Origin of the sequence: Thiomonas sp. FB-6, assembly GCF_000377645.1 — a bacterium.
GTDB lineage: Bacteria > Pseudomonadota > Gammaproteobacteria > Burkholderiales > Burkholderiaceae_C > Thiomonas_A.
Genome location: NZ_KB898482.1, coordinates 56903 through 74641, shown reverse-complemented (window position 1 = coordinate 74641; position 17739 = coordinate 56903). Strand labels below are relative to the sequence as shown.

13 protein-coding genes are annotated in these 17739 nt (G+C 71.7%); 6 read left to right on the top strand and 7 right to left on the bottom strand.

The annotated features are described in order from the left end of the window. The first annotated feature begins 135 nt into the window (after nt 1-135). Nucleotides 136-1938, top strand: coding sequence for an EAL domain-containing protein (locus D466_RS21525; protein WP_018913820.1), 1803 nt, complete (start codon nt 136-138; stop codon nt 1936-1938). Between the two features lie 12 nt (nt 1939-1950). Here D466_RS21525 and D466_RS0111260 read toward each other — a convergent pair whose 3' ends face one another. The 7 genes from D466_RS0111260 to D466_RS0111230 all read right to left on the bottom strand — a co-directional run bounded on the left by D466_RS0111260 (nt 1951) and on the right by D466_RS0111230 (nt 10969). Continuing rightward, nucleotides 1951-2589 (bottom strand): OmpH family outer membrane protein, encoded by a 639-nt coding sequence (locus D466_RS0111260; RefSeq protein WP_081629928.1) that lies wholly within the window; start codon nt 2587-2589, stop codon nt 1951-1953. A 22-nt stretch (nt 2590-2611) separates the two neighbouring features. Continuing rightward, nucleotides 2612-3466, bottom strand: a complete 855-nt coding sequence (locus D466_RS0111255) for a DUF3014 domain-containing protein (RefSeq protein WP_026285167.1) — start codon at nt 3464-3466, stop codon at nt 2612-2614. 68 nt (nt 3467-3534) lie between these two features. Further along, nucleotides 3535-4926 (bottom strand): chloride channel protein, encoded by a 1392-nt coding sequence (locus D466_RS0111250; RefSeq protein WP_156004216.1) that lies wholly within the window; start codon nt 4924-4926, stop codon nt 3535-3537. An 88-nt stretch (nt 4927-5014) separates the two neighbouring features. Next, nucleotides 5015-6253, bottom strand: coding sequence for an MFS transporter (locus D466_RS0111245; protein WP_018913816.1), 1239 nt, complete (start codon nt 6251-6253; stop codon nt 5015-5017). A gap of 212 nt (nt 6254-6465) precedes the next feature. Next, nucleotides 6466-9045, bottom strand: a complete 2580-nt coding sequence (locus tag D466_RS0111240) for a plasma-membrane proton-efflux P-type ATPase (RefSeq protein ID WP_018913815.1) — start codon at nt 9043-9045, stop codon at nt 6466-6468. Between the two features lie 184 nt (nt 9046-9229). Continuing rightward, nucleotides 9230-9928: a phosphatase PAP2 family protein gene (locus D466_RS22850; RefSeq protein WP_018913814.1), complete on the bottom strand. Its 699-nt coding sequence runs from the start codon at nt 9926-9928 to the stop codon at nt 9230-9232. An 87-nt stretch (nt 9929-10015) separates the two neighbouring features. Further along, a complete protein-coding gene (locus D466_RS0111230) occupies nt 10016-10969 on the bottom strand; it encodes a LysR family transcriptional regulator (protein WP_018913813.1) in 954 nt (317 codons plus the stop codon). A 117-nt stretch (nt 10970-11086) separates the two neighbouring features. Here D466_RS0111230 and D466_RS0111225 point away from each other — a divergent pair, with 117 nt between their 5' ends. The 5 genes from D466_RS0111225 to D466_RS21505 all read left to right on the top strand — a co-directional run bounded on the left by D466_RS0111225 (nt 11087) and on the right by D466_RS21505 (nt 17659). Further along, entirely contained in the window at nt 11087-11686 is a 600-nt protein-coding gene (locus D466_RS0111225) for an FMN-dependent NADH-azoreductase (RefSeq protein ID WP_018913812.1), read from the top strand. A gap of 62 nt (nt 11687-11748) precedes the next feature. Next, complete coding sequence (locus tag D466_RS0111220; RefSeq protein ID WP_018913811.1) at nt 11749-12651, top strand: pirin family protein; 903 nt, start codon at nt 11749-11751, stop codon at nt 12649-12651. Nucleotides 12652-12720: 69 nt separating this feature from the next. Then, nucleotides 12721-14286, top strand: a complete 1566-nt coding sequence (locus tag D466_RS21515) for a bifunctional transcriptional activator/DNA repair enzyme AdaA (RefSeq protein ID WP_018913810.1) — start codon at nt 12721-12723, stop codon at nt 14284-14286. Continuing rightward, nucleotides 14283-14861, top strand: a complete 579-nt coding sequence (locus tag D466_RS22845; protein WP_018913809.1) for a methylated-DNA--[protein]-cysteine S-methyltransferase — start codon at nt 14283-14285, stop codon at nt 14859-14861. Before D466_RS21515 ends, D466_RS22845 begins: the two co-directional genes overlap by 4 nt. Nucleotides 14862-15160: 299 nt before the next feature. Beyond that, nucleotides 15161-17659 carry an EAL domain-containing protein gene (locus D466_RS21505; RefSeq protein ID WP_018913808.1) on the top strand — a complete coding sequence of 833 codons (2499 nt, stop codon included), beginning with the start codon at nt 15161-15163 and terminating at the stop codon, nt 17657-17659. Nucleotides 17660-17739: the final 80 nt, after the last annotated feature.

Genomic DNA, 17739 nt, shown 5'->3' with positions numbered 1-17739 from the left:
GCCAGGCGGGCGAGCCCGCGGGCGCACGAGTCGTCAGGCATCGGCCCTCAGGCATCGACAGGAGGCGATGTGGGGGGTGCGCGACGAAGGGCGAGGGCCAGGACGGCCTACGCACTGCGGAACTCGTGGCCGTATGTGGGCTGCCTGCTGCTGGCAGTGGGTGCGGCCTGGCTGGCGACGGCCCATCTGGCCATGCGTGCGGCCGCGCTGCTGGCCGTGCCCTGCTGCCTGCTGGGCATCTGGCTGAACCTGCGCGCGGCCCATGCCGCCGCGCGTACCGGAACGCTGTTGGCGCAGGCACGCACGGCGCTGGGCGCGGTGCGCGATTCGGTGATCGCCACCGACGGCGATGCCTCGGTGTCCTATCTCAATCCCGCGGCGGAACGCCTGCTGGGCCAGGATGCCGGTGCGGCGCAGGGCTTCCCGGTCGAGGCGATCACGCGTTTCGTCGATCCCCAGAGCCGGCGCGCGATGCCCCATCCGGTGCACGTGGCGCTGGGCGAGGGACGCGCTGCAGCCTTGCATCCGGGGGCCGTGTTGCTACGGCGCGACGAGCGGGAACTGGCGGTGGAGGCCAGCGCCTTGCCGCTGCCGCCCGGTGAGGGCGCCGGCGCGGTGTTGGTGCTGCGCGACGTGGGCTTCGAGCGCGAGGCGGCGCAGCGCCTGAGCTACCAGCAGGCGCACGACGCGGTCACCGGCCTGCTCAACCGGGCCGAATTCGGGCAGCGGGTGGCGCGCTGCCTGGAGTGTGCGCAGCAGGCCGGAGCCGCGGCCTGCGATGCGCTGCTGTTCCTGGACCTGGACCAGTTCCGCGTGGTCAACGAAAGTTGCGGGCATGCGGCGGGCGACGCCTTGCTGCGCCAGGTCGCCGGCCTGCTCGAAGGCCGATTGCGCGGCCGCGACGCGGTGGCGCGCCTGGGCGGCGACGAGTTCGGCGTGCTGCTGTGCGGCTGCGGTGCCGAGGACGCGTTGCGCATCGCCGAGATGTTGCGCCAAGCGCTGGGAGAACTGCGCTTCGATCACGGCGGTCGCAGCTTTCCAGTGGCCGCCAGTCTCGGCGTGATCGAGCTCGACGCCTCCTGGCGCGAGGCCTCGGGCGCGCTGAGCGCCGCGGAGGCCGCTTGCGGCCTGGCCAAGGAGCACGGCCGCAACCGCGTGCACCTGCACCGCCCGGGCGACGCCGAGCTGGCGCAGCGCGAGGGCATGCTGCACTGGGTGGCGCGCATCCAGGACGCGCTCGACCGCGACCGCCTGTGCCTGTACGCACAGCCCATCGCCCCGGCGGCTCCCGGAGCCGACGGCCCGCGCCACCTGGAGCTCCTGTTGCGCATGCTCGACGACGACGGCCAGGTGGTCTCGCCCATGGCCTTCCTGCCTGCCGCCGAGCGCTTCAGCATGAGCACCGCGATCGACCGCTGGGTGGTCGGCAGCGCCTTCGAGCAGTTGGGCGCGGCAGGCGACGCCGGGCCGGCGCTGTGCGCGATCAACCTGTCGGCGGCCAGCCTGAGCGACGAACGCTTCCTGCAGTTCGTGCTCGACCAGTGCGAGCTGCGGGGCGTGGAACCCTCGCGGGTGTGTTTCGAGATCACCGAGACCGCGGTGATCTCGCAATTCCAGCAGGCCTTGCGCTTCATCGAGGGTCTGCGCGCGCTGGGATTTTGCTTCGCGCTGGACGATTTCGGAACCGGCATGTCCTCCTTCGCCTACCTCAAGCAGTTGCCCGTGGACTTCCTGAAGATCGACGGCTCCTTCGTGAAGGACATGCTGCACGACCCCATCGACCGGGCGATGGTCGAGGCCATCAACCACGTCGGGCACGTGATGGGCATCCGCACCGTGGCCGAGTTCGTCGAGCACGAGGCCACGCGCAACTGCCTGCACGAGATCGGCGTGGACTTCGTGCAGGGTTACGGGATCGGCAAGCCCGCGCCGTTCTGAGGCTCGGCCGCGCTAGCGCGGCGGCGCGGTGTCCAGCGCGCGGATCACGTCCTGCGTGATGTCGATGCGGGGATTCACGTAGACGGCTCCCTGGAACACGATCTCGCAGCCCTTCTCGCGCGCCACGCGGTCGACCACGGCGTTGGCCTGGTCGAGGATGCGGCCGACGTCGGCATTGCGCTGCGCGTTCAGGTCCTCGGCGAAGCCCTGCTGCTCGTCGCGGAACTCCCGGCCCAGGTCCGACAGCTGCTGCTGCGCGGCCAGGCGCTGCTCGTCGCTCAGGGCCGGCGCGCCGTCGGCCAGTTTCGCGCGCAGCGCGTCGATGCGGTGACTCAGCTGGTTCAGCTTGAGACGCCGCGGCTCGAAGGTCTGGGCCAGTTTCCGGGAGGCGGCCTTGGCCACGGCCGAGTCGCGCAGGATGCGCGCGGTGTCGACGAAGGCCACGCGCAGCCTGGCCTGCGGCGGCACCGCGGCCGCCGCCGAGGGCGCACCCCGTGCCGGCGCCATGCTCAGCGCTGGCACCGGATCCGCCGGGGTCAGCGAGGCCGCGGCCGCGCTGCCGAGGCAGGCGGCCAGCGCCACGAGGAGGGTCACGCCGCGCGCCATGGGGAAGGACGTCGCGCGCCGGCGCCGGGTGGAAGCTGGACGCATGGCCGGAACCGGGCTCGATGGATCAATGCGCCTGCGAGCCGGAGGTCGCCGGTTGCATGCGCAGCAGCAACTGGGCGCGCAGCTCGCGCAGCCTGGCCTTGATCTCCCGCTCGTTGGCCGGGCCGACGCGCATGAGCATCTTCTGCCCCGCCGTGGCGGATTCCAGCGCCGGGTCCGCGTACTGATACAGCACGTGCGGCTGCGTGAGCAGGATGGCACCCTGCGGCTCGGGCGCCGCCAGCAGCTTGTCGATCACCTGCAGCAGCCGGTCGTTGAACTGGCCCTCGGGGTAGCCCAGTTCGCGCCAGGCCTGCTGGAACAGCGGGTAGAAGCGCAGGTACACGGCCACCAGGCGAGCCGGGTCGACCGCGCGCACCATGGCCATGTAGGGGGCATAGCGAGCGGAGTTGGCCGGGTCCAGCGTGAGGGTCTGGCCGTCCTTGCTCACCAGCATGCGCCCGGGTGCCGGATGCACCGGCCATGCGCGCACCGGGGCCTGCGCGCGGCCCAGGTTGTCGATGGTGGAGACGATGTGCAGGATGAGATGGTCGGGAACCCACCATTGGGCGAAGGCCTTGCGCCCCACCAGCGAGCCCACCGCATGCCCGAAGGCATGGTCGCTGGCCTGCAGCGCGGGCAGCGGCTCGGAGGCCGCGGGCAGTCGCAGCACCTGCGCCGCCGGCTGCGATGCCGGCGCCGACGCGATGCTGGCGCTGACCCGGGGCGCGGCGGGGGCCGCGGGGGCCGAGGCCGGAGCCGGCTCGTGCAGCACGTAGCCGATCATGCGCTGCACGCTCTCCCAATGCAGCACGGCCAGCACGATGCCCGCCATGAGGATGATCAGCGCGCCGATCTCCACACCGTCCAGTCGTCTCATCGCAAACCCTCCCGAACAAATGCCATGATCGCAGATTCAGGCAGCGCCCGGCATGACTGCGGCATTTCTCAGGAATGCTTCGGGGGCGTTCCGCCGGGACCGAAGTAGTTCTTCTCGGCCAGGGCTTCGTACAGCGGTGGGGTGAACAGGTTGGAGATGCGCGAGGCCATCAGCGCCACGGCCATCATCGGGATGACCATGCCGGTGCCATTGGTCATTTCCATGACGATGACGAAGGAGGTCAGCGGCGACTGCGTCACCGCGGCCAGGTAGCCGGTCATGCACAGCGCGATCAGCGCCGGCAGCGTGGCCGAGGAGAACAGCAGGTGCACCCACTGGGCCAGGCCGGCGCCGATGGCCAGTGACGGCGAGAACAGGCCTCCCGGCATGCCGCTCATGTAGCTGACCACCATCGCGAGCCATTTGGTCAGCGCGTACCAGGGCCCCACCGACTGCTGACCTTCCAGCAGGTGGCGCGCCTGGTCGTAGCCGCTGCCCCAGGTCTGGCCGTGGGTGAGCACGCCCAGCGCAGCCACGCACAGGCCGATGATCAGCGCATACAGCACGGGCTTGTGCGCCCGCCACTGGCGCATCGGCGCGGGCATCCAGACTTCCCAGCGCAGCAAGGCCAGGTTGAAGGCGGCTCCGGCCAGTCCGCACAGCAGCGCGGCGACGATCACCGGAAGAATGAAGGTCGCGTGGAAATTCTGCGGCACGTTGATCTGGCCGAAATACAGGTAGTTCCCCGCCAGCGCCAGCGAGGTCAGGCCGGAGAACACCACCGCGGTGATCATCACGCCGTTGGTGCGGCTCTCGAAATCCCGCGCCAGTTCCTCGATGGCGAAGATCACGCCGGCCAGCGGCGTGTTGAAGGCGCCGGACAGGCCCGCCGCGGCGCCCGCCAGCAGCAGCGCGCGTTCCAGGCGCCGGCCCTGGTGCGGATAGAAGCGGCGCGTTTCCGCCATGATGGCCGCGCCCAGGTGCACGGTGGGGCCCTCCCGCCCGATGGTCAGGCCGCCGAGAAAGCCGATCAGCGACACGAACAGCTTGCCCACGATCACGCGCAGCCCGAACAGGCGCCGCATCAGCGTGTCGTCGGGCGGCGCATGCAGCGCGGCGATCACCTGCGGGATGCCGCTGCCTTCGCTGCCGGAGAACCATTTGCGGGTCAGGAACACCGCCAGCATGGTCATCGCCGGGGTGATCAGGAAGGCCAGCCAGATGCGCCCGTCGATCCAGTGCAGGAACAGCTCGTAGGCATCCTCGCTCCAGCGTGCGTACAGCACGGCCACGAGGCCGACCAGCAGCGCGCCGCCCCACGGCACGCCGTACTGCAGGAACAGCCGGCGCCCGCGGCTGCGTCCCAGGCGCACCATGGATTGCAGGGGCGCCCGCGGGCGCGGCGGACCCTGGGGAGCTTCGGCCCCCACGGGCTCGGGCAGGGAGTTCGAGTCGGACATGTCGGGACGATGGTAATGCTGCGCCACCCCGGCGCCGGCGTGACGGGAAATGTGGCGCCTGCCGCGCCCGCGGCGCGGCACCCTGGGTTCAGGACGCTTCGGCTTCGGCGCGGCGTGGCGGGGCCTGCACGAACCAGGCGACCACCAGCCAGATCAGGCACAGCACGGCGCAGGCCAGGAATACGGCCTCGTAGGACCACAGCTTGGCCAGCGCGCCGCCCACCGCGCCGCCGGCGGCCAGGCCCAGCGATTGCGCGGTGTTGTACACGCCCATCGCGAGGCCCTTGCGCGAGGCCGGGGCGATGCGCGAGACCAGCGAGGGCAACAGCGCCTCCATCAGGTTGAACCCGACGAAGAACACGAACAGTTCGGCGATCAGCGGTACCTCGCTGCGGTAGCCGACCGAAAGCGCCAGCATGCTCAGGCCCATCAGCGCCACGCCAGAGCGCAGCATCGCGCGCATGTGGCCGCGGCTTTCGGCGATGATGATTCCCGGCACCGCCAGCACGAAGGAGCCGATGGTCACGGGAAGGTAGACCATCCAGTGGTGCTGCAGCGGGATTCCCGCGTGCTGCACCAGGGCGATGGGCACGACCACGAAAATCGCCACCTGGGTGAAGTTCACCACGAAGATGCTGAAGTGCAGGCGCAGCAGCGCCGGTGTCAGCACCGACTCGTGCGAACTGCCGGCGCCGAGTTCCTCCGCGCGCGCGGCCATCGGCACGTCGGGCACCACCCACTTGATCACGGCGATGGCCACCAGCGCCAGGATGCCCGTGAGCGCGAACATGCCGGGCACGCCGATCAGGTGGTACAGCACCGGGCCCGCGATCAGCGAGATGATGAAACTCACGCCGATGGTCATGCCGACCATGGCCATGGCCTTGGTCCGGTTGTGGTCCCGGGTGGAGTCGGCGATCATCGCCGAGATCGCCGCCGAGATGGCGCCGGCGCCCTGGATGGCGCGGCCGACGATGATGCCGTCGATGTCGTGCGCGATGCCCGCCACGAAGGAGCCGACGGCGAAGATCAGCAGGCCCAGCATCATCACCGGCTTGCGCCCGAAGCGGTCGCTGGCCATGCCGAAGGGAATCTGCAGGATCGCCTGCGTCAGGCCGTACACCCCGCCGAGCGCGAGTCCGACCAGGAAGCGGTTGTTGCCGCCGGGAAGTCCGTGCGCGTAGATCGCGAACACCGGCATGATCAGGAACAGCCCGAGCATGCGCAGGCCGTAGATCGACGCCAGGGTCAGGCTGGAGCGACGTTCCTGCGCGCTCATCGCGGCCGGCTTGCGCACGGCGGAGGGGGTGGACGTGGTGCTGGACATCTTCGGGTCAGGAGGGAACGGCCGGCCCCGAACCCCGGCTGGGCGCGGGCCGATGCCCGTCGAGGGACACCGCAAACACTCGATTGTGCCCCGGAAGGCACGTTACCTGCTGCAAGAATTCGCAGCGGAACGTCACCGGGGATGCTTGTACCGCGCGGACTCGGGCGGCGCGCGGGAGGCTTCGGCGAGCCGAAGGGCCGCGTGCGCGTCCATCAATGATAGCGATGCCCCGGCGCGAGGGGGCGCTTGAGCCCTTCGAGAAAGCGCAGGTGGCTCGGCGAGGCATGCGCGAGCCGGCGGTAGACCGCGCGTTTGGCCAAGTCCGTGAGCAGCGACCAGGCGACCGAGTAGCCCCAGATCAGCGCGATGTCCGCCCAGCCGATGGGTGCGACCAGTCCGAGGCCCCAGGCGCACAGCAGCGTGGCTGCCAGCTTGGTCAGCAGCGCCGACCACAGCATGAGCGGCGCCGGGTACGGCCGGCGCCAGTAGGCGCCGCGGGTTCGGGAGACGAACAGCGTGAGGTGACCGGCGACCGCCATCTTGAGAAAGATGTAGGTCTGCACCTGCGGAATCGGCAGGTGCAGCCAGTTCAGCGCCAGGTACAGCATCAGGAAGCTTCCGACGGTGCCGGTCAGGCCCATGACCGTGGAGACGGTGAGCACGCGGCGCATGTCCCAGCGCACCGGCGCCGGGTCCACGGCGGTGCGGTCGTAGGCGATGCTCATGATCGGCAGGTCGTTGAACAAGGCCAGCAGGATGATCATCACCGCGGTGACGGGATAGAAGCCGTAGACCAGCATCGCCAGCACGACGAACACCATGATGCGGATGGTCTCGGTGATCCGGTACACCGCGTAGCTGTTCATGCGCTCGAAGATGCGCCGCGCCTCCTCCACCGCCTTGACGATGGTGGACAGCCCCGGGGCGGTGAGGATCAGCGCCGCGGCCGCGCGCGCCGCATCGGTGGCGCCCGACACCGCGATGCCCACGTCGGCCTGCTTGAGCGCGGGGGCGTCGTTGACCCCGTCGCCGGTCATGGCCACGCGGTGCCCGGCGTCCTGCAGGGCCTTGACGATGCCGTACTTGTGCTCCGGGAATACCTGCGCGAAGCCGTCGGCCTCGGTCACCCGCTGCGGCAGCGCCGCGGCCTGCGCGGCGTCGCCGCCGAACACCGCATCAGCCGGCAGGATGTTGCGCCCGATGCCCAGTTGCCCGCCGATCTCGCGGGCGATGGCCAGGTTGTCGCCCGTCACCATCTTCACGGCGATGCCGTGGGCGCGGGCCTCGGCGATGGTGCGCGCCGAATCCTCCCGCGGCGGGTCGAGCAGCGACAGCAGGCCGTCCAGGCGCCAGGCCTCGTCGCCGCGGCGGCTGGCCACGCCCAGGGTGCGCAGGCCGCGCGCGGCCTGGCGGTCGATCCAGTCCTGCGCGCGGGAGCGGGTGGGCGCATCCACCGCGCACAGGTCCAGCATGACCTGGGGCGCGCCCTTGCTGAAGCTCCAGGCCGCGCCCTGCGGGTCACGCCAGTCGCCCTCGCTGCGCTTGCCGACCGGGTCGAAGGGCTGGAAATGCTGCGGGCTCCAGCCGGCGGGAAGCTCCGGCTGGGCGGCGTGGATCGCCTCGTCGATGGCGTCGCCGTCGCCGGCGCGGCTGGACTGCGCGGCGTGCAGGTTCAAGGCCGCGGCGTCGGCGGCGGCCAGCACGAGCGGTTCGCCCAGGCCCAGACGGTTGCGGGTCAGCGTGCCGGTCTTGTCGGTGCACAGCACGTCGACCGCGGCCATCTCCTCGATCGACTCCAGTCGCGCGACGATGGCCTTGTCCTTGGACAAGGCCAGCGCCCCCAGCGCCATGGTCACCGACAGCACGGCCGGCATGGCCACCGGGATCGAGGCCACGGTGAGGATCAGCGCGAACTGCAGCAGTTCCATCCACGGCATGCCGCGCTGCAACTCGACCAGCACCAGCAGCGCGACCAGGCCCAGGCTGAGATAGATCAGGTAGTCCCCGATCGACAGCACGGCCTTCTGGAAATGCGACACGGCGCCCGCCTTGGCCACCAGCGCGGCGGTACGCCCGAGATAGCTTTGCGGCCCGGTGGCGTGCACCACGCCGAGCATCTCGCCCTGACGGGCGATGGAGCCCGAGTACACGAGATCTCCCACGCGCCGATCCACCGGCAGCGACTCGCCGGTCAGCGCCGACTGGTCGACGCTGAGAAAGTCGCCCTCGATCAGCTTGAGGTCCGCGGGCACGATGTCGCCCAGGCGCACCCGCACCACGTCGCCGGGCACCAGCTGCGCCGGGTCGAGCTCGCACCAGGCGCCGTCGCGCAGGGCGCGGCAGCGCAGCGCCAACTGCCGGTTCAGCGCGTCCAGCGCGCTGGACGCCTTGGATTCCTGCCAGAAGCCCACGGCCGCGTTGAACACCAGCAGGGTGACGATGATGCCGAAGTCCGGCCAGTGGCGCACCAGTGCCGACAACAGCGCTGCCGCCTCGATCATCCACGGGATCGGGCCCCAGAAATAGCCGAGCAGGCGCAACAGCGCGCTGACGTGGGGGCGCGGCAGCGCGTTGGGGCCGAAGCGCTCCAGGCGGCGGCGCGCCTCGCTGACGCTCAGGCCCTTGCGCGTGGCCTGCAGGCGCGCCAGGGTCTGCTCGATGCTTTCCCGTGCGGGGTCGGCCTCGCCGGCGGAGCGCTCGGGTGGAGCGGGGGATGCGGGGGCGGCGGGGGAGGCGGGGGAGGCGGGGGAGGCGGAGGACTCCGGGGAGGCTGGTGGGGTGGTCGGGAGCATGGCGAGTCGTCGGCGAGGCATCGGCAAGGCGGGGTGGGCGCCGGGGCGCCCGGCGGGCAGGGCCGCTCTTGCCCCGAAGGCTAGGCGCATTCCCGCGCGCGCGGCGTGCCAAATCCGTGATGCCTTGTCCTGGAGCAAAGGATTCCCGGGATACGCACAGCGCACCTTGCCCGGCGCGGCCGCCTCAGGACCTCAGGCGCAGCGCCGCGCGCCACACGTACAGGCCGCAGGCGCTGCCCAGCAACGCACCGGCCAGCAGGTCGCCCAGGAAGTGGTAGTCCATGCCCAGCAGGCCGATCACCGGCAGCAGGCAGGCCAGTGCCGCCGGCCCGCGCAGCCGGGGGCAGGCCAGCCACAGCACGCTCATCGCGCCGAAGGCCAGGCTGCTGTGCCCGGAGGGGAAGGACTGGTAGCCATGGCCGAGCTGGAACCAGCGAAAGGCGTAGTAGTGGTCGTGGATCAGCGACAGGTTGCCGCCGATCCAGGTCTCGGGCCACGCCCTTCCGAACACCACCTTCAGCACCTGCTTGAGCAGCGAGGCCAGCGCCAGCGACACGCTCATGGCCAGCAATACGCGCTCGGCGCGCCTCGGGGTGCCGCCCACGGCCAGGCGCAAGGGCGTGAGCAGCAACACCAGCGCCGCCGCGGCGCCGTAGGCCACGGGCAGGTCGGTCAGATCGAGCAGCCAGCGATGGGACGGCAGGCCGGACTGGTGCACCCAGACGGCCAGCGGAGCATCGATCCAGGCGATGCAGGCCAGCACCGCGAGCAGGCCGGCCAGGCCCGCGCCCGCGAGCGCGCGGCCGCCGGGGAAGGGCGGGCGCTGCGACGCCGGGGATCGGGGAGGGCGGGGCGGCGGGGATGCCGGGGACGGCAGGGACATGGGGCAACTCCTGGGCGGGCACGCGCATGCGCACGAGCATGCGCGCCCCAGGTGTGTAGCACGCGGTTGATGACCTTGTCCCGCGTCTCAGGCGCCCGGCCAGGCGCCCGGCGCGGCGCCCGCGCGCAGCGGGCCGAGGGCAGCCAGCAGCATGTCCACGAAGGCTCGCGTGCGCGCCGGCATGGGGTTGCGGCCGGGGAACACGGCCCACGCGGTATGCAGCGGCAGGCTCCAGCCCGGCAGCACGCGGCGCAACAGGCCCCGTTGCACGCTGGCCTGGGCGAAGGGATCGGGCAGCCCCGCGATGCCGGTTCCGGCGCGGGCCAGGCGCAGCAGCAGTTCGGGGGAGTTCGCGCTGGCGCGGCCCGGCGGCAGGCCCTGCCAGATGTGTCCGCCCTGCTGCAGCAGCCAGGGCATGCCGGTGCCCTGCCGGGTCAGCAGATGCACGGCGGCGTGCCCGGCCAGTTCATCCGGATGGCGGGGTTCACCGTGCTCGGCCAGATAGTCCGGCGACGCGTACAGCCCGTTGGAAAAGCGTGCCAGCGCGCGCGCCGCGAGGTAGGCGTCGTCGGGCAGTTCGCCCATGCGCACGGCCAGGTCGAAGCCTTCGGCCAGCAGGTCCACGCGCCGCGGCGACAGGTCCAGCTCCAGGCTCAGGCGCGGATGCAGCGCGACGAAGGCCGCCAGGCTGTCGGCCAGCAGCAGGTTGGCGAAATCCGCCGGCATCGATACCCGCAGGCGGCCCGAGGGTTCGGCCCGGCGTTGCTCGCCCAGCAGGGCCACCGCTTCCACCTCGGAGGCCACGACGCGCGCGTGCTCGAGCAGCAACTGCCCGAATTCGGTCAGGGTCTGGCGCCGGGTGGTGCGCAGCAGCAGGCGTTCCCCGAGGCGGCGCTCGAGCTGGGCCAGGCGCCGCGACACGGTGGACTTCGGCCAGCCCATGCGCGCGGCCGCGCGGCTGAGGCTGCCGAGTTCGGCGACCCGCGCGAACAGCAGCAGATCGTTGGGCTCGATGCCGGATAGGTCGGTGGATTGTCCCATGGGTGGAACAGTATTATCCATTTGGCCGTCTTATAAATCAAAGGCGGAACGCCTAGATTTCGTTTCATGGCGCGCGGCAATCCGCCGCGCCGCCCTGAACCCCGAAACGGAGTAGGCATGAACATCCTGCAGATCAACGCCAGCGCCCGGCGCGAAGGCGCCAATTCCACCCGTATCGCCGACATGGTCACGCAGCGCCTGCTGCAGCGTGAGCCGCAGGCCCGCCTGAGCCTGCGCGACCTGGCGGCCACTCCCCATCCCATGTTGGACGAGGCCGCGCTGGGCGCGCTGTTCACTCCTGCCGACAAGCGCAGCGCCGAGCAGGCCGCGCGCGTGGCGCTGGACGACGCGCTGATCCAGGAGGTGCAGGCGCACGACGTGCTGGTGATCGGCGTGCCCATGTACAACTTCGGCGTACCCTCCCAGCTGAAGAACTGGATCGACGCCATCGCCCGCGCCGGCGTCACCTTCCGCTACACCGAGAGCGGCCCGCAGGGTTTGCTGAGCGGCAAGACCGTGTACCTGGCGCTGGCGCGCGGCGGACGCTACCGCGACACCGCGGCCGACGCCCAGGTGCCGTACCTGAAGACCGTGCTCGGCTTCCTGGGCATGACCGACCTGCGCTTCATCTACGCCGAGGGCTTCGCGATGGGCCCGGAGGCCGCCGAGCAGGCCCTCGCGCAGGCCCAGGCCGATCTGGAATCCGTGTTGTCCTGAGTCTTTCTCGCGCTTCCAACCCCGCCGGCGCGGCGCGCCGGAAGCCACTGGAGTCATCCGCCATGCAAGCCCTCGACACCTCCCCGATGCCCGATACCGACGCCGTCTCGCCGGTGCGCCGTGCGCGCACCGTGGAACGCCTGGTGCGCGGGCAGCCCACCTCGGACGGCGCCGGCGTGCGCCTGACCCGCGTGCTCACGCAGGATCTGCAGCGCCGCCTCGACCCCTTCCTGATGCTCGACGCCTTCGGCAGCGACAACCCGGACGACTACATCGCCGGCTTTCCCGATCATCCGCACCGGGGATTCGAGACCATCACCTACATGATCGCCGGGCGCATGCTGCACCGCGACAGCGCGGGGAACGAAGGCCTGCTGCAAAACGGCGGCATGCAGTGGATGACCGCCGGGCGCGGCGTCGTGCACTCCGAGATTCCCCAGCAGGAAAGCGGGGTCATGGAAGGCTTCCAGCTGTGGCTGAACCTGCCGGCGGCCGACAAGCTGCGCGATCCCTGGTACCGCGACGTGCAGGCGCAGGACATCCCGCGCCTGCGCACCGCGCAGGGGGTGGAAGTGGCGGTGCTCGCCGGGCACAGCGGCGGCGTGGCCGGCGCCGTGCAGCGCGACACCACGCAGCCCCTGTACCTCGACCTGCATCTGCCCGCGGGCAGCCGCTTCGAGCAGCCGCTGGATGCCGGCCACAACGCCTTCGTCTACGTCTACCGCGGCGAACTGGCGATCGCGGGCCAGTCGGTTCCGGCGCAGCGCATGGCCATCCTGGCCAACGACGCGCCATCCGACGGCGTGGTGCTGGAGGCTTCGGCGGACACGCGCGCGCTGCTGGTCGCGGGACGCCCGCTGCGCGAGCCCATCGTGCAATACGGCCCCTTCGTGATGAACACGCAACAGGAGATCTTCGAGGCCGTGCGCGACTTCCGCGAAGGACGCATCGGCGGCTACGCCTGAGCGGCGCCGCGGGGATCGCAGGTCCGGATCCGGCGCGCCGAGGCGGCGCGCCGGGTCTACAGTGAGGTCATGGAACTCGATCCCCAACAATGCTTCGACGCGCTGCGCTCGCGCGACCGGCGCTTCGACGGGCGGTTTTTCGTCGGAGTGTCGAGCACCGGGGTCTATTGCCGCCCGATCTGCGCGGTGCGCACGCCGCGCCCCGAGCACTGCCAATTCTTTCCCAGCGCGGCCGCCGCCGACAAGGCCGGCTACCGCCCCTGCCTGCGCTGCCGCCCCGAGCTGGCCCCCGGCTGGGGCCTGCCCGACATTCCCGGCCGGCTCGCGCAGGCCGCGGCGCTGCTCATCGAGCAGGGTTTCCTGGACCATGCCGATACCGCGCAGCTGGCCGCGCGCGTCGGGGTCAGCGCCCGGCACCTGCGGCGCCTGTTCCGCGCCGAGTACGGCGTGTCCATGCTGGAGCTGGCGCAGACCCAGCGCCTGCTGCTGGCCAAGCAATGCCTGACCCAGACCACGCTGCCCGTGTCCGAGGTTGCGCTGGCCTGCGGTTTTCGCAGCCTGCGGCGTTTCCACGCGGTGCTGGCGCAGCGCTGGGGCTTGAGCGCCCAGCGCATCCGCCGCGGCGCCAGTGCGCGCGCGCAGGCCGCGCTGGAGCTGGTGCTGCCCTACCGCCCCCCGCTGGACTGGTCCGCCTGGCTGGAGCAGGCCCGCGCGCTGGCGCTGCCCGGGGTCGAGCGGGTGGAGGACAGACGCTACGCGCGCACGCTGCGCCTGGACGGACCCCGAGGCCCCTGCGAGGGCTGGGTGCAGGTGCGCGACGACGCCGGCGCCTGCTGCCTGCGGGTGCGCGCCAGCGTCAACCTGGCACCGGCCGTGGCGCTGCTGCTGGCGCGCCTGCGGCGCATGTTCGACCTGGGAGCCAGCCCGGCGGCCGTCCAGGAGCGCCTCGGCGAACTGGCGCGGGGGGCCCCCGGCATGCGCGTGCCCGGGGCGCCCGACGGATTCGAGACCCTGGTGCGTGCGCTGGTGCGCCGCGAGGGCGCGGCCGCTCCGGCGGTGCTGGCCTGCATCGCCCGCCGGTTCGCGCCCCAGCCGCAGGCCGGCGTCCTCGACGGCGCGCCGCCCGGCCTGCAGGCGCTGTTCCCGCGCGCCCAGGACCTGGCCGGAGCCGACGAGGCCGCCTTGCTCGCCTGCGGCATGTCCCTGGGCGGCGCGCGTGCGCTGCTGGCGGCCGCGGCGCAGCTGCGCGCCGGGCTGCTGGACCTGCAGCCCTGGGCCCCGCTGGAGCCCACGGTGCAGGCGCTGCAGGAACTGGCCGGCATGGATGGGGCCACGCCGCAGTGGGTGGCCATGCAGGCCCTGGGCTGGCCCGACGCCTTCCCCGCGCAGGACCCGGCGCTGCAGCTCGCCGCGGGTTGCGCCGATGCCGATGCGCTGCTGCAGCGGGCGCAGGCCTGGCGCCCCTGGCGCGCCTACGCCGCGATGTACCTGGCGCGCCAGGCCGCGCCGGCGGCTGCGCCGGCCGCGGCCCTGCGGCCGCCCGCGCGGCGGCCGCAGGTCCCGGCGAAGGCGCCTGCGAATGTCCATGGCGATGCGCATGGGGATGCGCAGCGACTCCCGGAGATCCGATCGTGAACACCCGCGAAACCTTGCCCCTGTCCCCGGCAGCGTCCGCGCGCGCGGCGCAGCGGCGCCTGCCGGCTGCCACGCAGGCGCTGGCCTGGTGGCGCATTCCCGGGCGCCTGGGGCCGATGCTGCTGGGCCTGCGCGGGCAGTCCGTGGGCGCGCTGCTGTTCGAGGACGCCGCGCCCGGCACCCTGGCGCAGCTGGCCTGCGACGCCGATGCCTCGGCGCCCCCGCTGGTGGCCGAGGTGGCGCGCCAGGTCGATGAATACCTCGGCGGACGCAGGCGCCGCTTCGAGTTCGCGCTGGAGCCCCGCGGAAGCGAATTCGCGCGCCGCGTGTGGCGCGAGCTCGAGACCCTGGGCTACGGCGAGCGCGTGGGCTACGCGCAACTCGCCGCGCGCCTGGGCCTGGGCGCCGAGCACGCGCGCGCGGTGGGGCGGGCGGTGGGGGCCAACCCCCTGCTGCTGCTGCTGCCCTGCCATCGCGTGCTGGGCAGCGACGGCGCGCTGCGCGGCTACGCCGGCGGCGTGGCGCGCAAGCTCGCGCTGCTCGAGCTCGAGGCCGCGCCCGCGCCCGCGCGCTGAGCGCGTGGCGTTTGGGCTCCACGCCGGGCGCCGGGGCCCGCGCCGGGGCGTGTTCGGCCCGGGCCCCCGGCCGCCGCGAGACTTCGGTGCAAGTCAGCGGAGTCGTATACAGTTGTGGCCATCAACCAAGGATCCATCGGCGCATGCCTGTCCGGGTGTTGCGCCGTCTTGCCGTTTGGGTGCGATTCGTTGCGAGCCTGGAACAAGATGGACCGACACAACAACCATGCGGTGCCAGCCCCGAGGGGCCGGCGCGGGGCTTGCCAGGGGGAGCGTGAACGCCGGACGGGGCCTGCGCGATGAAGCCCCTGTTCGACGTACTCATCATCGAGGACAGCCCGGCCGACTACCTGCTCCTGCGCCGCCAGCTGGAACGCCGCGGGGTGCTCGGGCGCTGCCTCCACGTCGAGGACGACCAGGCCCTGGAGCAGGCCCTGCGGGAACCCTGGGACGCGGTGCTCACCGACTACCACCTGCCGGGCATGGACATCGCGCGCATCGTGCGCATGGTGCGCGCGGCCGATCCCCTGCTGCCCGTGCTGCTGGTGTCGGGCTCCATCGGCGAGGAACGCGCGGTGGAGTTGTTGCGCGCCGGACTCACCGACTTCGTCGCCAAGGACGCGGTCGCGCGCATCCCCGAGGCCCTGGCCCGCGCGCTGCAGGAGGCCAGCGACCGGCGCGAGCTGCAGCAGGCGCATGCCGCGCTGGCCGCCTCCGAGCACAAGTTCCGCAGCCTGTTCGACAGCACGCCGTGCGGCCTGCTCGGCGTGGACCGCGAAAGCGGCACGGTGCTGCAGGGCAACCGCCAGGCCCGCCAGATGCTGGGCGAGGTGGTGGGCAGGAGCCTGGACGACATCGTGCACGAGCAGGACCTGCCGGCCCTCGCGCGGCGCCGCGCCCATGCGGTCGCGGCCGACGCCGCGCCGTTGCAACTGCGCCTGCAGGGGGCGGACGGGCATGGGTTCTGGGCCGAATGCGACATCGCCGAACTCGCCGCCGCGGGGGAGGGCGAAGCGCCGGCGCAATGGGTGCTCAGCGTCGTGGACATCACCGAGCGCAAGCTCGCCGAGGACGAGCTGCGCATCAGCTCCATCGCCTTCGAGTCCCAGGAAGGCCTGGTAGTGCTGGACGCCGCCGGCAACATCCAGCGCGTCAACCAGGCCTTCACCGCGATCACCGGGCATACGCAGAAGCAGGCCTGCGAGGAATCGAGCACGGTGCTGCTGTCCACCGGCGGCGACGACGCCTTGCGCCGGCGGGTATGGCGCCTGATCCGCGAGGAAGGCTACTGGCAGGGCGAGGTGGTCAACCGCCGCCGCGACGGCTCCTTGTACAGCGCCTGGATGACCTTCTCCGCCGTGCGCAACGGCGCCGGAGAAGTCACGCACTACGTCGGCACCCTGTCCGACATCAGCCGCGAGAAGGAGGCCCAGCGCGAGATCCACCGCCTGGCCTATTTCGATCCGCTGACCGATCTGCCCAACCGGCGCCTGCTGCACGACCGCATCGAGCACGCGCTGGCGGCCAGCCGGCGCAGCGAGGAGCATGCGGCGGTGCTGCTGCTGGACCTGGATCATTTCAAGAAGGTCAACGACTCGCTGGGCCACAACTTCGGCGACGACCTGCTGCTGCAGGCCTCCGAGCGCATGCGCTCGGCGCTGCGCGCCGGCGATACCCTGGCGCGTTTCGGGGGCGACGAGTTCGTCGTGCTGCTGGAGGACCTGGGCAGCGACGCCATCGCCGCCGGGCGCCACGCCGAGCGCGTGGGCGAGACCCTGCGCGAGGCACTGGCGCGGCGCTACCAGCTCGGGGCCCAGTCGCTGTACTGCACCGCCAGCATCGGCATTACCCTGTTTCGCGGGCGCGACGCGACCATGGAGTCGGTGCTGCGCCATGCCGACCTGGCCATGTACAGGGCCAAGAACGCCGGGCGCAACAGCGTGCGTTTCTTCGAGCCGCAGATGCAGACCGAGCTCAACGCCCGCAACGCGCTGGAGACGGACCTGCGCGCGGGCCTGGAGCGCGGCGAGCTGGTGCTGCACTACCAGCCACAGGTCGACGACGACGGCTACCTGATCGGCGCCGAGGCGCTGGTGCGCTGGAACCATCCGCAGCGCGGCCTGCTCGCGCCGGGGGTGTTCATCGGCGTGGCCGAGGAAACCGGGCTGATCGTGCCCCTGGGCCTGCGCGTGCTGGAGATGGCCTGCGCGCAGCTGCGGCGCTGGGTGGAGCTCCACGAGCGCCCGATGCGCCTGGCCGTCAACGTGAGTTCGCGCCAGTTCCGGCAGGGCGATTTCGTCGAGTCGGTGCTGCGCTGCCTGCGCGACGCCGGAGTCGAGGCTTCCTGGCTCAAGCTGGAGATCACCGAGAGCCTGATGCTGGAGAACATCGACGAGGCGGTGGCGAAGATGGACGCCTTGCAGGACGCGGGCGTGGGCTTCGCGCTGGACGACTTCGGCACCGGAAGCTCCTCGCTGTCCTACCTGACCCGGCTGCCGCTGGAACAACTGAAGATCGACCAGTCCTTCGTGCGCAACCTGCCGGAGGTGCGCAACGACGCCATGGTGGTGCAGACCATCCTGGCGATGGCCAAGGGCCTCGGGCTGGAGGTGGTGGCCGAGGGCGTGGAGACCGAGGCCCAGCTCGAGTTCCTGCGCCGCCACCGCTGCGACGCCTTCCAGGGCTGGCATTTCGGCCGGCCGCTGGCCGCCGAGGACTTCGACGACCTGCTGCGCCGCGGTGTGTCCTGGAGCGTGCCCCCGGTCGCCGAGGAGGCGCTGCGCGGCTACGGCGCCTGAAGGGCGCCCCGCGCCGCGTCGCCGATTCCGTGAAAACCCGACAATGTATATATAAGAAAGTAAATATGTAATAGAGTTGG

What these genes read in the sequence shown, in the direction of transcription:
- D466_RS0111260 (WP_081629928.1), bottom strand. Translation starts at nt 2,589, where the DNA reads ATGCGTCCAGCTTCCACCCGGCGCCGGCGCGCGACGTCCTTCCCCATG.
- D466_RS0111255 (WP_026285167.1), bottom strand. Translation starts at nt 3,466, where the DNA reads ATGAGACGACTGGACGGTGTGGAGATCGGCGCGCTGATCATCCTCATG.
- D466_RS0111250 (WP_156004216.1), bottom strand. Translation starts at nt 4,926, where the DNA reads ATGTCCGACTCGAACTCCCTGCCCGAGCCCGTGGGGGCCGAAGCTCCC.
- D466_RS0111245 (WP_018913816.1), bottom strand. Translation starts at nt 6,253, where the DNA reads ATGTCCAGCACCACGTCCACCCCCTCCGCCGTGCGCAAGCCGGCCGCG.
- D466_RS0111240 (WP_018913815.1), bottom strand. Translation starts at nt 9,045, where the DNA reads ATGCTCCCGACCACCCCACCAGCCTCCCCGGAGTCCTCCGCCTCCCCC.
- D466_RS22850 (WP_018913814.1), bottom strand. Translation starts at nt 9,928, where the DNA reads ATGTCCCTGCCGTCCCCGGCATCCCCGCCGCCCCGCCCTCCCCGATCC.
- D466_RS0111230 (WP_018913813.1), bottom strand. Translation starts at nt 10,969, where the DNA reads ATGGGACAATCCACCGACCTATCCGGCATCGAGCCCAACGATCTGCTG.
- D466_RS0111225 (WP_018913812.1), top strand. Translation starts at nt 11,087, where the DNA reads ATGAACATCCTGCAGATCAACGCCAGCGCCCGGCGCGAAGGCGCCAAT.
- D466_RS0111220 (WP_018913811.1), top strand. Translation starts at nt 11,749, where the DNA reads ATGCAAGCCCTCGACACCTCCCCGATGCCCGATACCGACGCCGTCTCG.
- D466_RS21515 (WP_018913810.1), top strand. Translation starts at nt 12,721, where the DNA reads ATGGAACTCGATCCCCAACAATGCTTCGACGCGCTGCGCTCGCGCGAC.
- D466_RS21505 (WP_018913808.1), top strand. Translation starts at nt 15,161, where the DNA reads ATGAAGCCCCTGTTCGACGTACTCATCATCGAGGACAGCCCGGCCGAC.